General features: G+C 71.6%; 15 protein-coding genes. 6 read left to right on the top strand and 9 right to left on the bottom strand.

The genetic code is table 11. The features are described from left to right. Positions 1-148: 148 nt before the first annotated feature. Positions 149-1,027: a hypothetical protein gene (locus ACZ5WC_RS18365; protein ID WP_468541757.1), complete on the bottom strand. Its 879-nt coding sequence runs from the start codon at positions 1,025-1,027 to the stop codon at positions 149-151. A gap of 245 nt (positions 1,028-1,272) precedes the next feature. On the opposite strand from ACZ5WC_RS18365, the gene ACZ5WC_RS18360 reads away from it, so the two are divergent. Further along, on the top strand, positions 1,273-2,181 hold the full coding sequence (locus ACZ5WC_RS18360; protein WP_468541756.1) for an oxygenase MpaB family protein: 909 nt from the start codon (positions 1,273-1,275) through the stop codon (positions 2,179-2,181). A gap of 22 nt (positions 2,182-2,203) precedes the next feature. Here the strand turns inward: ACZ5WC_RS18360 and ACZ5WC_RS18355 are convergent, their stop codons facing one another. The 5 genes from ACZ5WC_RS18355 to ACZ5WC_RS18335 all read right to left on the bottom strand — a co-directional run bounded on the left by ACZ5WC_RS18355 (position 2,204) and on the right by ACZ5WC_RS18335 (position 6,975). Next, positions 2,204-2,806: a class I SAM-dependent methyltransferase gene (locus ACZ5WC_RS18355; protein WP_468541755.1), complete on the bottom strand. Its 603-nt coding sequence runs from the start codon at positions 2,804-2,806 to the stop codon at positions 2,204-2,206. A 75-nt stretch (positions 2,807-2,881) separates the two neighbouring features. Further along, complete coding sequence (locus ACZ5WC_RS18350) at positions 2,882-3,457, bottom strand: TerD family protein (RefSeq protein ID WP_096624092.1); 576 nt, start codon at positions 3,455-3,457, stop codon at positions 2,882-2,884. 170 nt (positions 3,458-3,627) lie between these two features. Next, complete coding sequence (gene tatA, locus ACZ5WC_RS18345; RefSeq protein ID WP_031186767.1) at positions 3,628-3,792, bottom strand: Sec-independent protein translocase subunit TatA; 165 nt, start codon at positions 3,790-3,792, stop codon at positions 3,628-3,630. Between the two features lie 92 nt (positions 3,793-3,884). Next, positions 3,885-6,626, bottom strand: coding sequence for a magnesium-translocating P-type ATPase (gene mgtA, locus ACZ5WC_RS18340; protein WP_468541754.1), 2,742 nt, complete (start codon positions 6,624-6,626; stop codon positions 3,885-3,887). Continuing rightward, positions 6,610-6,975: an ArsR/SmtB family transcription factor gene (locus tag ACZ5WC_RS18335; protein ID WP_468541753.1), complete on the bottom strand. Its 366-nt coding sequence runs from the start codon at positions 6,973-6,975 to the stop codon at positions 6,610-6,612. Before ACZ5WC_RS18335 ends, mgtA begins: the two co-directional genes overlap by 17 nt. 253 nt (positions 6,976-7,228) lie before the next feature. Here ACZ5WC_RS18335 and ACZ5WC_RS18330 point away from each other — a divergent pair, with 253 nt between their 5' ends. Beyond that, the gene (locus tag ACZ5WC_RS18330; protein WP_468541752.1) at positions 7,229-7,867 is read left to right on the top strand and encodes a GTP-binding protein; all 639 of its coding nucleotides are present in this window, start codon (positions 7,229-7,231) and stop codon (positions 7,865-7,867) included. Between the two features lie 25 nt (positions 7,868-7,892). Here ACZ5WC_RS18330 and ACZ5WC_RS18325 read toward each other — a convergent pair whose 3' ends face one another. After that, positions 7,893-8,321 carry a PPOX class F420-dependent oxidoreductase gene (locus tag ACZ5WC_RS18325; RefSeq protein WP_468541751.1) on the bottom strand — a complete coding sequence of 143 codons (429 nt, stop codon included), beginning with the start codon at positions 8,319-8,321 and terminating at the stop codon, positions 7,893-7,895. Between the two features lie 139 nt (positions 8,322-8,460). On the opposite strand from ACZ5WC_RS18325, the gene ACZ5WC_RS18320 reads away from it, so the two are divergent. The 3 genes from ACZ5WC_RS18320 (at position 8,461) to ACZ5WC_RS18310 (ending at position 10,640) form a co-directional block, all read left to right on the top strand. Then, positions 8,461-8,874: a roadblock/LC7 domain-containing protein gene (locus ACZ5WC_RS18320; protein ID WP_096624104.1), complete on the top strand. Its 414-nt coding sequence runs from the start codon at positions 8,461-8,463 to the stop codon at positions 8,872-8,874. Between the two features lie 110 nt (positions 8,875-8,984). After that, entirely contained in the window at positions 8,985-10,112 is a 1,128-nt protein-coding gene (locus ACZ5WC_RS18315) for a DUF6397 family protein (RefSeq protein ID WP_468541750.1), read from the top strand. Between the two features lie 39 nt (positions 10,113-10,151). Next, on the top strand, positions 10,152-10,640 hold the full coding sequence (locus ACZ5WC_RS18310) for a GNAT family N-acetyltransferase (RefSeq protein ID WP_468541749.1): 489 nt from the start codon (positions 10,152-10,154) through the stop codon (positions 10,638-10,640). A gap of 3 nt (positions 10,641-10,643) precedes the next feature. On the opposite strand, the gene ACZ5WC_RS18305 is transcribed toward ACZ5WC_RS18310, so the two are convergent. Next, entirely contained in the window at positions 10,644-11,336 is a 693-nt protein-coding gene (locus ACZ5WC_RS18305; RefSeq protein ID WP_468541748.1) for a histidine phosphatase family protein, read from the bottom strand. A 247-nt stretch (positions 11,337-11,583) separates the two neighbouring features. Between ACZ5WC_RS18305 and ACZ5WC_RS18300 the strand changes: the two genes are divergently transcribed. After that, complete coding sequence (locus ACZ5WC_RS18300; protein WP_468541747.1) at positions 11,584-12,207, top strand: LAETG motif-containing sortase-dependent surface protein; 624 nt, start codon at positions 11,584-11,586, stop codon at positions 12,205-12,207. Between the two features lie 69 nt (positions 12,208-12,276). Here the strand turns inward: ACZ5WC_RS18300 and ACZ5WC_RS18295 are convergent, their stop codons facing one another. Continuing rightward, positions 12,277-14,412 carry a SpoIIE family protein phosphatase gene (locus ACZ5WC_RS18295; protein ID WP_468541746.1) on the bottom strand — a complete coding sequence of 712 codons (2,136 nt, stop codon included), beginning with the start codon at positions 14,410-14,412 and terminating at the stop codon, positions 12,277-12,279. Positions 14,413-14,574 lie beyond the last annotated feature (162 nt).

The following is a 14,574-nucleotide window of genomic DNA, read 5'->3' as shown; positions in this document are numbered from 1 at the left end:
AAAAAACACACAGACGTGCTACTTCTCTTTTTTCTCCTCCCCTCTTCCTCCCCCTCCCCCCCCCCCCCCCCCCCCCCCCCCCCCCCCCCCCCCCCCCGCGACCGGTCCTCATCGTGGCGTCCGGGTGCCACGATGAGGCACTGCGGCGTCACGCCGGGTGCAGGGCCAGTTCCTCCAGGGCTTTGAGCAGACCGGGCAGCGCGGGCCCACGCCGGACGGTGAGGACCGTGCCGGGCTCCTCGTCCAGCAGGATCAACGCGATGTCGTCGGTCCTTGCCACCATCGACCACCCCGGGCCGTCGACGCGCAGGGTGCGTGCGTCCGCCGAGGCGAACGACGAGCGGATACGTCCGGGCGGCGGCGGAGCCTTCGTATAGGCGAGGGCCTCTGACAGCGCCCTGCGTACCCCTGGGTGCTGAACGGACCGTGAGGGGCTGCCACCGGACTCCCCTGCGTCGGCCGCATCCACCGCAACCGCATCCACTGCCGTCGCATTCACTGGCGCCGCATGAGGGCGCCCTTGATCGGCCGCCGCGTTCTCGTCGATCTGCTCGCGCCAGAGGGGCCACTGGGCGGCCACTTCGTCCGCGCCGAGTCGCCGGTGCGCGGGGCCCCAGGCGTCCGCTGCGGGAGGGGTGAGCGGTGCGGGGCCCTCCCCGTCCGTCTCCGGGTCGTGCGGTTCGGGGACGCCGGGTGCGGCGACGGCCAGGTCCAGCGGCCAGCCCGGCAGCGCGCACACCACGGAGCGGCCGTCGGGGGAGAGGTCGTGCTCCATCCCGCAGTCCCACGCGGCGACGGCGACCGCCACCTGCGAGACGTCCTCCACGACCACCGTCCACTGGGCCCCGGCGCTGTCCTGCCCGAGGACCAGGCCGTAGCCCTCCTCGTACGGTTCGAGGGCGAGCGCGTCGCACGCGGCCACGTAGTCGTCCCCGAGCACACTCGGGAAGCGCGCGGGCGTCAGCAGCAGCGCGGTCAGCACCAGCAGCGCGTCGTCGTCGGCGGCAGCATCGTCCGTACCCGCCACGGTGTCCTCCCCGTCCTCATCGATCGGCCGCCCATCACGCGGTCCTGCGTTGCCTCGGGTGCTCCTGGTGTCCCTCGGTCCGTCGGCGCACCCTAACCAGTCGGTAACCCCCTCGTCGAGGCCTCGGCGAGAAGGGGGGATCCGGACGCGCCCGACTCGTCCGGGTGCCTCGGCACCGGCAGAGAGGGAGCGTGCGGGACGTTCCGCGTAAGGTTGGACCCATCCGGCCGAACGAGGGGGACAGCGTGGCGAAGCGGTACGACCGGCTGAAGGAGATTCAGCGACTCGACCCGGAGCGGGACTTCCTGGAGATCTACCGCCTCACCGTCACCTACGAGTTCCCCTGGGACGTCACCCGCGCCCTCGAACTGGCCCTGTACCGCACGTATGCCGTGCCCAGCATCGGCCGACTCCTGGATGAGACAGCGGAGTTGACGGAGCGTACGCAGAAGCGGTACGACGACACCGCCCTGCTCCTCGACGCGGTGGTGGAGCACGGATTCGACACCGAGGAGGGCCGCACCGCGGTCCGCCGGATCAACCAGATGCACCGCAGCTACGACATCAGCAACGACGACATGCGCTACGTCCTGTGCACCTTCGTCGTCACCCCGAAGCGCTGGCTGGACAGCTTCGGCTGGCGTCGCCTCTGCGACCACGAGTTGCGGGCCTTCGCCGCCTACTACCGCACACTCGGCGCCCGGATGGGAATCAAGGACGTCCCGCAGACCTACGAGGACTTCGAGCGCGTGCTCGACGCCTACGAACACGAGCACTTCGGCTGGGACGAGGGGGGCCGACGGGTCTCGGACGCCACGCTGGCGCTGATGGGGTCCTGGTACCCGGCGCCGCTCGCCCCGCTGGTCCGGGGCGCCAGCCTGGCACTGCTGGACGACTCGTTGCTCAGGGCGTTCCGCTACCGCCGCCCCGGGCCGGTGGCCCGGGGGCTGACCCGGGGGGCGCTGCGAATCCGGTCCAGGGCCGTCCGGCTCCTGCCGCCCCGCCGCAAGCCGCACTACGCCCGCCAGAACCCGGAGATCAAGGGATATCCGGACGGGTACAAGATCGCCGCACTCGGTACGTTCCCCACTCCGGGCGTCCGCGGCTGCCCGATCCCCGGCCATCGGGGGCCGTCGCAGGCGCCCGTGGAATGATCCCCGCCTCGCACCGCCGGGCTCAGACCCGGCGGACGGCGAGAGCCAGGAAGCGGTCGTCCTCGTCGGTGTACGAGTCCAGCCACCAGCCGGCGTCGGCCAGCACGACCCGCAGTCGGGGCTCGGCCCGCAGATCGTCATCGGTGACGGGGCGCCCGTGCCGCGCGGCGAGGGCGGCCCGGCCGATCGGGTGGAACAGGGCCAGCACCCCGCCCGGGCGTACCACCCGGGCCAGCTCCGCGAGATCGGCCTCCGGGCGGGCCAGATGCGAGATCAGCCCGGCCCCGAACACCGCGTCCAGCACCCCGCCGCGCAGCGGCAGCCGGGCGACGTCGGCACGGAGCAGCGTCCCGCTGTCCGCCCGGCCCGCCCTGACCGCCGCATCCAGCATGGCGGGGGTGAGGTCGGCGCCCAGCACCGTGCCGCCGGGCCCGACCGCGGCCCGCAGCGCGGGCAGTGCGCGCCCCGTGCCGCAGCCCGCGTCGAGCACGGCGTCACCGCGACGCAGCCCGAGCATGCCGGCCGCCGCGGCATAGGCGGGCCCGTCGTCGGGGAACCGGCTGTCCCAGTCGGCCGCACGCGGCGTGAAGAAGTCCAGGACATGGGCGGTGTGTTCGTCGGTCATACGAACATGATCGCGCAGTGGAGGCGGAACCGGCGGATGCCGGTTCCGTGAGAGCCCTCCATCCGCTCGGACGTCTCAGACGTTGACGCCGTAGTCCGTGGCGATGCCCGCCAGCCCCGATGCGTAGCCCTGGCCCACGGCCCGGAACTTCCACTCCGCGCCGTGCCGGTACAGCTCGCCGAAGACCATCGCGGTCTCGGTCGAGGCGTCCTCACTCAGGTCGTAGCGCGCCAGCTCGACGCCGTTGGCGCGATTCACCACGCGGATGAACGCGTTGCGCACCTGACCGAAGCTCTGGCCCCGGCTCTGGGCGTCATGGATCGAGACAGGGAAGACGATCTTCGCGACCTGGGCGGGGACCGATGCCAGATCGACCTCGACCGACTCGTCGTCACCCTCGCCCTCCCCCGTCAGGTTGTCGCCGGTGTGACGGACGGAACCGTCAGGGCTGTTGAGATTGTTGTAGAAGACGAAGTGGGCGTCGGAGAGGACCTTGCCCGCCTCGGAGCACAGCAGCGCACTGGCATCCAGGTCGTGATCGGCGCCGGTCGTGGTCCGTACGTCCCAGCCGAGACCGACCGTCACGGCGGTCAGACCGGGAGCCTCCTTCGACAGGGAGACGTTGCCGCCCTTTGCCAGGGTCACACCCATGAACTTCCTCCAGTGCTTCGGTGCTGTTCTGCTGTCACTCAGCCGCTATGTGCCAGAACGCCCGGCGCGGCCCCCGGGGTTCCCGGATTGCGCAACCCATGAAATGAACGGCTGCGGGGAGGCTCCGGAACGGCCCTCCCCGCCGCGTCAGTGGTCGTCAGTGGGCGTTCTCAGTGAGCGCTCTCGTCCCTCATCGCCTTGGCTTCGCTCTTGAGGATGCGCAGGGACTTCCCCACGGAGCGGGCGGTGTCGGGCAGCTTCTTCGAGCCGAAGAGGACGACCACGACGACAGCCAGGATCAACAGGTGCCAGGGCTCCAGGCCATTGCGCAACATTGTGGTCCCGCCCTTCTTCTCCGTCGACACGGCGACACTTGCCGCATTGCGCAACTGTACAACCGTCGCCGTCCTGGGAAGCGGGTGACCCCTCAGCGCCCGCCGACCGCCTTGTCGTAGCGCCTGCGCGCGGCTGTGAGCCCGATCGCGTACAGCCCCAGGACGGAACCGAGCAGCAGGTAGTAGAGCGGCGGCAGCGCGCTCATGCCCAGCAAAGGACCCAGCGCGGTGAGCGGGAGGAGCACCCCGACCGTCGCGAGACCCGCGGCGGCAGCCCGCAGCGGGCCGCCCGCCCGCCGTTCCGCGGCGCTGCGACCGGTACGCAGCAGGACCATGACCAGAGCCTGGGTCAGCAGGTTCTCCGTGAACCAACCGGCGTGGAACGCCGCCTCCCCGCCGTCCCCGGACGCCTGGTGGAGGGCGAGCGCGAGCACGCCGAAGGTGGCGAGGTCGGCGGCCGCGTTGAGCAGACCGAACCCCGTGATGAAGCGCAGGAAGTCTCGCGGCCGCAACACGGTGGGACGCTCCAGCACCGACGCCGCCGGGCGGTCGAAGGCGAAGGCCAGCTGAGCGGCGTCGAAGCACAGGTTCTGCACCAGCACCTGCGCCGGAAGCATGGGAAGGAAGGGCAGCAGCAGCCCGGCCGTCAGCATGGCGATGACATTGCCGAGGTTCGACGAGAGCGTGATCCGCAGATACGTGGCGATGTTCCCGCTGCTGCCCCGGCCCGCCAGTACCGCCCGGTCGATCGCGGTGAGGTCCTTGTCCGCCAGCACGACGTCGGCGGCCTCCCGGGCCACATCGACGGCGTTGCGGGGACAGATGCCGACATCGGCGGCGTGCAGGGCGGGAAGGTCGTTGACGCCGTCGCCGAGGAACCCGGTCGTCCGGCCGCCGTCGCGCAGGGCGGAGACGATCCGCGCCTTGTGCTGGGGTGTGCAACGGGCGAACACGGTTGCCCGGTCGGCGACCCGGGCCAGCTCGGCGTCCGACAGTGTGTCCACGACGTCGGCCGTCACCACATCGCAACCGTCGGCCGAGCCCGCCCGGCCCAGTCCGAGGTCCGCACACACCCGGGCGGCCGTGCCCGGGTGGTCGCCGGTCAGCACCTTGACGGCCACGCCCCGCCGGGCCAGCACCGCGAGCGCGTCGGCGGCGCTCGGAGCCGGGACGTCCCGCAGCGCGATCAGACCCAGAAACGTCAGACCCCGTTCGTCCGCAGGGGTGTACGCACCCGGCCGGGACGCCCGGTCGGTGCGGGCCACGGCCAGCAGGCGCAGCCCGGACTCGGCCTTGCGGTTCGCCAGCCCGAGCAGCCGGTCCCGTTCCTCCTCGTCCATCGCGCACCGCTGGAGCACGGCCTCGACGGCCCCCTTGGTGACCAGGGTGTGCACGCCGAGCCGGCCGGGCCGCCGGACCACGGCGGTCGCGACGCGGCGCACCGGATCGAAGGGCACCACCGCCACGCCCTCGTACGCCTCGGCCACCACACCCCCCGCGGACGGCGGACCGCACTCCTCGGCCGCGTCCAGGACCGCCTCGTCGAGTGCGTCGGGCGCGGGCAGCTCGGCCAGCTGAAGCGTCCACAGGGCACCGATCGCCGCCCACCGCAGCACGTCGGGGTCGGGCCGGTCCGCACCGTTCGTCGCCCCCGCGACGACGGGCCGGTCCTCGGTCAGCGTGCCCGTCTTGTCCAGGCACAGCACATCGACCGCCCCGAGGTCGTGCAGTGCGGGGAGCCGCTTGACGATGACCCCGCTGGTGCGCGCCAGCCGGGCCGCGCCGCGCGCGAGCGTGGTAGTGACGATGACGGGGAGCATCTCCGGGGTCAGCCCCACGGCGACGGCCACGGCGAACGGCAGCGTTTCCAGGCCGCGGCCGCGCAGCGCCGCGTTGGCCATCAGCACCAGGGGCGGGGTCAGCAGCATGAACCGGATCAGGGTCCAGGAGATCCCCTGCACCGAACGGTCGAAGGCGCTCGCGCGCCGTTGCCGGGCCCGGCCGTCATGCGCGGCCGCGAACCGGGTTTCCACGCCGGTGGCCACGATCACCGCCGTACCGCTGCCGGACGTGACGCTGCTGCCCTGGAAGCACCACTGCGGCTGCGCGAACGGCCCGGCCACCGACAGCGCCGGGTCCGGGATGTCGACGGCGTGCTTGGGCACCGGAGCCGATTCCCCGGTGAGGGCCGACTGGTGCACGGTGAGGCCGTCGGCGCGCAGCAACCGCACATCGGCGGGGACGAGGTCGCCCGGCCCCAGGCGGATCACATCCCCCGGTACGAGGTCGGCCACCGGAACCTCCCGCTCCAGGGGCGGTGAGTCGGGGGAGGCGCGGCGCACCACGGTCGCGGTCGTCGCCACCAGTTCCCGCAGCGCCGCGCTGGACCGGTCGGCGCGGTGCTCCTCGGCCGAGCGCAGCAGACAGCTGACGCCGACGAGCGCCAGGGTGACACAGGCGGTGCCCCAGGCGGAGACGAGAGCGGAGACGAGGCCGAGGCAGAGCAGTACGGCGGTGAAGGGATCGCGGACGCTGTGCACAAAACGCCGGGGCCAGGGGACGGGTCGCCAGGCGGGCAGTATGTTCTCCCCGGTCCGGCCGAGCCGGTCCTCGGCCTCGGTCTCCAGGAGCCCGCGCGGCCCGCTGTCCAGCGCACGCAGTATCTGCAGGGAGGTCGGACCGGTGCCGGAGACAGAGGCCGGTCCGTCGGGGTGGCCGCCTGACTCCGTTCCGGCGCCCGCGACGGGGCGCGGAAACGGCGTGACGGAGGCCGGTGTGCCAGGGGTGGGGTGCCCGGGGCCCGCGGCTGCGCTGCCCTCAGGCACCGAGTTCACGCAGGCGGACGGGTTCCCGTGCAGGGTGCCCGGCGCGTTCGGCGAGCTGGCCGACCATCAGCCGGACGACCGTCACCACATCGGGATCGTCGACCAGATAGACCTGCCGCCGGCCCTCGCGGCGCGAGCGCACGAGTCCGGCGAGCTTCAGCTTGGTCAGGTGCTGGCTGACCGAGGGAAGCGTGCCGCCCACCCGCTCGGCGAGCCCCGTCACATCGCTCTCTCCCTGGGCCAGCGCCCACACGATGTGCAGCCGTGCCGGTGTCGCCAGGAGCCCGAACGCCGCTGCGGCCTCCGCCAGCACCTCCGCGGGCGGATCCTGGAAGCCGCCGCCGGAACCTGTCGACACGCTTGTCTCTCCTGTCACCGGCGGCCGAAAAGGTCAGTCTAGGGGCCACGCTGGACTGACCTGGGGCCGGTGAGGAGCACAGGGCCTGCCCATAGGCGGCAGGAAGGGGACGGAAAGAGGGTGGAACAAGGCAAGGGGTGACCATGATCAAGCCGCATCGGTCAAGAGCGATCAACCCGCTCAGGCGGGGGCGGCCGGTTGTCATGCTGTCGCACCGTAGCGATTTCCGAACGACTCGTGAGAGAAGTGACGTATGCCCTCCGAGCAATTCGACAGCGCCGAGAGCCCCCACACCGACCGAACCGGTACCGGGAGCAGCCGGGACATCGCACTGACCCTGAAGATCGTGGTGGCGGGCGGCTTCGGAGCCGGGAAGACGACGCTGGTCGGGGCGCTCAGCGAAATCCGCCCGCTGCGCACGGAGGAACTGCTCAGCGAGAGCGGGCGCGACCAGGACGACACCGACGGCGTGGAGCGGAAGGCCGCCACGACGGTGGCGATGGATTTCGGCCGTATCACCATCCACTCGGGCCTGTCCCTCTACCTGTTCGGCACGCCGGGCCAGGACCGCTTCTGGTTTCTCTGGGACGAGCTGTGCGAGGGAGCCCTCGCCGCCGTCGTACTCGCCGACACCCGTCGGCTTGCTGACTGCTTCGCGGCCGTCGACTACTTCGAGCACCGGCGCATACCGTTCGTCGTCGCCGTCAACCGCTTCGCGGATGCCCCCGCCCACACGGAACACGACGTCGCACACGCCCTGGACCTGGACCGGGGCACCCCCGTCGTGCTGTGCGACGCCCGCGACCGGGACTCCGGCAAAGACGTCCTGGTCCGCACGGTCGAGTACGCCGGACGGATGCACACCGCCCGGCTCCTCGACTCCGTCGGCTGACGGGCCCCGGGCAGGCTCGCGCCGCTCAGTCGGCCATGTCGGCCATCGCGACGACCTTGTCGATGCGCACCCGCACGACCAGTTCACCGGGCACCCCGTTGCGCCTGCCGAACTCCTCGGCGGCGTCGGCCCCCACGTAGCGGCCTGCGATCAGCGTCGCCCACCGCAGCAGTTCCGCCGGATCCTCGCTCAGCTCGGCGCGGCCCTGTACCACGGCGAACGCGTACGGAGGCCGATCGTCGTCGACGCACAGGGCCACCCGTCCGTCGCGCGCGAGATTGCGGCCCTTCACGCTCCCCTTGCCGGTGTTGAAGACTACTGTGTCGCCGTCGAGGAGAAACCAGACGGGCGCGATATGCGGACTGCCGTCGGCCCGCACCGTCGAGATCTTCGCGGTGCGGGTGCCCTCCGAGAGGAAGGCCCGCCATTCTTCATCGGTCATGTGGTGTGCCATGCGCCCATCCTGAGCCCGCTGTCCGCTTGGCGCGAAGCGGCACCCCGGGCGATGGGGGGCGCTTGCCCCTGCGGGACCCGTGCGCAAGGCTTACGCGCGTAGCGGGGCACGGGGAACGAAGGTACGGGGAGGACGAGCAGTGGCGCTTGACCGAGGACTTGACTGGCTCCTTGACGATCTGACCGGCAGGGTGCAACACATACGGCACGCCTTGGTGCTGTCGAACGACGGACTGGTCACCGGCGCCAGTACCGGGCTCGCCCGCGAGGACGCGGAACACCTGGCGGCGGTCTCCTCCGGCCTCCACAGTCTGGCGCGCGGATCGGGACGCCACTTCCGGGCGGGCAGGGCCCGCCAGACGATGATCGAGTTCGACGAGGCACTGCTCTTCGTGACGGCCGCGGGGGACGGCAGCTGCCTGAGCGTGCTGACCGCGGCCGAGGCCGATGTCGGCCAGGTCGCCTACGAGATGACCCTCCTCGTCAACCGGGTCGGCGAACACCTCGGCGTCTCCGTGCGCCAGGGCGGACCGGAGGGCATCAGCCCCTTCTGAGCTGCGCGCATCGCCGTCGGCGAGAAGTTATCCACAGGGTCGACGCGAGATGACTCCCTCGGGCTACCGTGATCACGGAGAGTATTCGAGCCGCACGGGGGAGGACAGTCATGACGATCAAGGAAGCGACCCGCGGGTATGGCGGGGTCGGCGGTGAGCTGAGCGAGGACGCGATCCGGCAGGACACCGAGCAGACCACCGAACGGGCGGTGGAAGCAGGCGCGTTGCCGCCGTGCGACATCCCGGCGGCGACGGTCGCCGCCGGGCGCGCGGCCCAGGAGTTGGGCCTCCGGCGGGCCGAGTTCGAGCTGGCGGTGCACCTGGGGCTGGTCACTGTCGGCAGTGGGCCGGGAGGCGGGCGGCCCCGGGTGCACGAGAAGGAGATCGCGCGCCTGCGCGAGCACCCGGGGTTCCCCGACGACCTGGCCGAACGGGTCCGGACGGTCGGCACCGCCGAAGGAGCCGACCTGCTCGGCATCGCTCCGGCCCGGTTCACCCGGCTGGCACGCGCGGGCTGCGTCTCGCCGGTCACGTTCTATCTGAACCGGTATCGCGCGGTGGTCTGGCTCTACCTCGCCGACGAACTCGCCGCCCTGGCGGTCCGGGAGCCCGAGCTGCTCGCCGGGCGGACGCCGCTGGGGATGCGCACGATGCTGGAGTCGGGTGCCGACTGGCGGGCGCGCAACTGGCGCTCGCAGCGCATCGACCGGCTGCTGTGCCGTACGGATGACGCGTGGGCGCGAGCGGCGGTCCAGGCATCGGCGCTTGACGCCGTGCAACTGGCGGAGGTGGTGGAGGACCCCTATGAACGGGCCTATCTCGTACGGGTTCGACCGGAGCCGGTCTTCGGGCGCCCGGCGTCCGCGGCGGCCAGGGAGGCCATGGGGGAGCTGCTGCTGGCGGACGACCCCGACGAGCTCCTCTGGCGGCGGGTCAACCTGACCCTGGAGCTGGACCGCGCCCGCGAGGACCGGCCCGCACCACGTCCCGGAGACGGCGCAAGGCCTCGGACGACACCAGTACCGGCGCGGACGCGGGCAGAGGCAGAGGCGCAGACGAAGACGCAGGCACCGGTACGGGTGGTGGCACCGTCTCCCGCCCCGGCACGAGCAGTGGCACAGACACCCACGCCCACGCCCGCATCACCACCCGCACCCGCACGGGCGGTGGTAAGGCGAAGGCCATGCGGGAGGGGGCTGCTGGCCAGGCTGGGGTGGCGCGGCCGGGGTGCCGGATAAGTCCTCGCGAACGGCCCTCGGATCGGCCATGCTGTGCCGATGCTGATCAGGGAAGCAACCCGCGAGGACTGGCCCGCCATCTGGCCGTTCTTTCATTCGATCATTGCCGCGGGCGAGACACTCACCTACCCGCTCGATCTCAGCAGGGAGGACGCCGAAGGCTGGTGGTATGTCGCGGCGCCGAGCCGCGTGGTCGTCGCCGTCGACGAGGCCGGGACAGTGCTCGGCACGGCGAAGATGAACCGGAATCACCTGGGCAACGGTTCGCACATCGCCAGTGGCACCTATCTCGTCGATCCCGCGCACTCCGGCCGGGGCGTGGGGCGGGCTCTGTGTGAATACTCGGTGGCATGGGCTCGCGCCGAGGGCTACCGCGCGATGCAGTTCAACGCGGTGGTCGAGACCAACACCCACGCGGTCAAGCTGTACCGATCCATCGGCTTCGATGTGATCGGCACCCTTCCGGAGGGCTTCAACCATCCGACCGTGGGCTATGTGGGACTGCACATCATGCACAAGGCCCTGTGACAGTCAGCTGCCGGAAGTCGGGAACGCCCGGCCCGCCGGACCGGCGCCCTCCGGGCCGCTCGCGGTGATCGGAGGGACGACCGTCCCGGCCCACGACAGGGCCGTCCAGCCGGTGCCGGGCGACCCTTCGACGACGACCACGCCCGTGTTGTCCAGGCGGTGTTCGGCGGCGAACGCGGCCGTCACGTTCCGGGTGCGGGCGGCGGTCCATACGCGGATCGCGGCGCCGTGACTGACGAGAGCCACGGTCCGGGGAGCGCCGGGTGCGCCGACGGCCAGGGAGCTTGCTGCCTCGGCCACCACCGCGTCGAAGCGCGACAGGGCCTCGACGCCGTTCTCACCGCCGGGCATCCGGCGTGCGGTGTCCCCGGCGGACCAGGCGAAGGCGGTCGTCAGGTATTCCCGGGCCGCCGCCTCGTCGGCCCGCATCTCCAGATCACCGGCCGAAAGTTCGCGGATGCCGTCCCGGATCAGTACGTCGAGGCCCCGCTCGTCGGCCAGGGGAGCGGCGGTGAGCTGCGTACGCGTCAAGGTGGAGGCGTACAGGGCGGCGATGTCCTCCCCGGCGAGAGCCCCAGGCAGGGCCGCGGCCTGACGCAGACCCAGATCGGTGAGACCGGGCCCGGGCCGCGCAGTGTCCAGAAAGTGGCCGAGGTTCGACGGTGTCTGGCCGTGGCGGATCAGCAGCAAGCGCATAGAAAGGGTCAGACTCCAGGTCAGGGCGCGCAGGCGGAACAGAGGGCGTGTGTGAGCCACCCTCTCATTCGGCCACCGCCTGAGGGCAGCACGACGGGACGGCCGTCCGCCTTGTCAGAAGTAGCGGGCCTATGGCTGGAGTTGGTCCGGCGGGGAGATGCGCGGGGTGGCCGCGGTCACCCGGGGCGGGGGCAGTACTGTGCGCCCCACCGCCATTCGGGCGGAGATTCATCTGGAGGAAGAACCCATGACCATACCCAGGAGATCGTGGCGTGGCGCGGGAGCTCTCGTGGCCGCTGCGGTCGTCGGTCTGACCGGAGGCGTCCTCTCCGCCGGTCCGGCCACGGCTCATACCCCCGCCTGGGCCGTGACCTGCTCCGAGGTGAGCGTCGACCTCACCAACTACACGAGCGACGTCCCCAACACGGTGACGGTTTCGGTGGACGGCAAGGACCTGCTCCCCACGGAGACGTTCGGCAGTGAGTTCCACCGGAAGCTGACGCTTCCCGAGCACGACAAGCCGGTGACGGTCCGACTCGTCGTCAAGGACGCCGACGGCGACGGCAAGCACTCGATCGACAGGACGAAGACGGCCGGGGTGTGCGAGGAGAGTCCCGTGCCCACGCCGAGCGAGTCGACCCCGAGCGAGCCGGTGCCATCGGAGACGGCGGTCACCAAGCCGCCCGCGCCCAGCGCGGAGCCTTCGGAGTCCGCGCCCGCCGTGCCCGCCCCGAGCCCCAGCTCGCCGGACCTGGCCGAGACCGGTTCGTCGTCGGCGACGCCGGTCATCGGCGGCGCCGCTGTCGCGGTGCTGCTGGCCGGTGGCGGCATCCTCTGGGCCGTCCGCAAGCGGCGCAGCGACCAGAACTGACGCTCCGGCGTCCGAGGGGTGTGCCGCACAGCGGAAGCGATACGGCACACCCCTCGTCCCGGCACGCTTTCATCCCTGGCCGTTGGCCGTCGACGGGGGTGTGGTGGCCGCCGGAGGCGCGGGACCGATCTCGCACCAGACGGCCTTGCCCTCCCCGCGCGGCTCGATCCCCCAGCGGGTGGCGACCGCGTCGAGCAGGAGCAGCCCCCGGCCCGAGGTCGAGGTCTCACCCGGTGTCCGCCGCCGGGGCCAGGCACTCGACCGGTCCTGGACCGACAACCGGATCCGCCGCACCGGTTCGGGCAGCACCTCCAGCGTCAGGACGGCCCCGCCCTCGGTGTGCAGCAGCACGTTCACCAGCAGCTCACCCGTGACCAGCTCCGCGTCGTCGGCGAACTCGGCCAGATGCCAGTCGGCGAGGGCCTGCCGCACGATCGCCCGGGCGTCCGAGAGGCCTTCGGGGTCCGCCTGATGGATGTACTGGTGGAGCCGGGGTGCGTGGGTCGATCCCACATCAGGACTCCGGCGCAGGACCAGGAGCGCCACGTCGTCCCCCGAGCCCCACCGTTCCCACAACCGCTCCGACAGATGATCGGCCAGGGCCTCCGCCCCCGCAGGCCCCGCGCTCACCTCGTTGCGCAGGGCGTCCACCCCGGTGTCGAGGTCGGCGCCGGGCTCCTCGACCAGACCGTCGGTGTACAGCACGAAGGTCTCACCGGGCACCAGATCGAGCCGGGTCTCCGGATACTCCTCGTCGTGGAGGTCCGTCGAGATGCCCAGCGGCAGACCGCCGCGGACCTGCGGGCTGCCGACCCGGCCGTCCGTGTGCCGGATCAACGGGCCGAGGTGTCCGGCCCGGACCACCCGCACCGCCCCGGAAGCCAGGTCGACCTGGGCGTAGGTGCAGGTCGCGAAGCGGTCGGTGTCCAGCTCGGCGAGAAATCGGGAGGCCCGCGCCAGGACCGTGGCCGGCGGGTGCCCCTCGGCGGCGTACGCGCGCAGGGCGATGCGCAACTGGCCCATGATCGCGGCGGCGTGGGTGTCGTGCCCCTGCACGTCCCCCACGACCAGGCCGTAGCGGTTCTTGGGGAGGGTGATCACGTCGTACCAGTCCCCGCCGACCTGCCGACCGCTCCAAGCGGCGTGATAGCGCACCGCGATCTCGCCGCCCTCGACGTCCTGTATCCGGGGCGGGAGCATCGCGGACTGAAGCTGGGTGGCGAACTCCCGCTCCTCGTCGAAGAGCATCGCCCGTTGCAGTGACTGGGCCACGATGGCGGCCAGGCCCAGGCACAGTATGCGCTCGTCCGCGTTGAAGACCGTGCGCTCCCGATAGAAGAGGGCCAGTCCCCCCAGCGACCGGGCCTGTGCCACCAGCGGAAGATACGCGGCAGCCCGGAACCTGAGCTTCCCCAGATGCGGCTCCAGTTCCGGATACCGGCGGGCCAGTGCGGAGAGGGAGGTGATGAACCGGGGGCGGCCGCTGCGGATCGTGTCCGCGAGGGGCAGGTCGCGGTCCAGATCGCCGGAGCCCAACCCGTCCAGCACCTCCAGCGACTCGCCGCTCAGCGCCACGATGTTCAGCGCGGAGTTCTCCACGAGCCCGAGCGCGAGTCCGTCCGCGCCGAGCCTGGCCAGCCCACCGGGGCCGGTGAGCGCGGCCGTCACGTCGTCCACGGTCACGGCACGTGACATCGCGCTCGTTGTGCGTTCAACGATGTTGGTCTGGCGCTGCCGCCGCTTTTCCAGATCGAGCACGAAGGCCGAATGGGTGACTTCCGCCGTCGCGTCCCGGACGACCCCCACGATCCGATGGGCTCTGCCGTCCTTCGAACGCAGGATTCGGGCCTGGACATGAGTCCACTGGACGGTCCCGTCGTCCAGCGGCACGCGGAAGTGGACGCTGTAGGAATTGCTGCCGCCGGTGATGGCCTCGTCGATCGTGACGTCGAGCCGGGCCCGTTCCGCAGGCTCCAAGTGCTCCAGCAGGGTGCCTGGACGCGTGTCGAACGTTGCTGGATCCACACCGAACACCATCAGCCCGGCCTCGTCGATGTCCAGGGTCCGGGCGTCCAGATCCCAGTCGAAGCTGCCGGTCCGATTCATGGCGAGGCGTTCCGTCGGCCGGATCTCACCGTTGGTCTTCCGGTCGATCCGGCGGAGCGGAGAGGCTTCGGCGTCCTGCCGCCGTTCGTCGTCGGTCATTCCTGCTCCGGAGGTCGTCCGGCGGGGCCGTGCGTCGGTCCGCCCCGTAGGCCTCAATTGTCGAGCCGCTTCCACCGGAGTGCCACAGCGGCTCACGTATTTGTTGCGCACTGCGCATCTACGAGGTTCCCAGGGCGGCCCCCGGGTCCCCCGGCCCGGCGG

It is taken from the genome of Streptomyces sp. NPDC033165, assembly GCF_055577965.1.
Note: the sequence above shows the minus strand (reverse complement) of the source record. Positions and strands in the feature narration are given on the sequence as shown.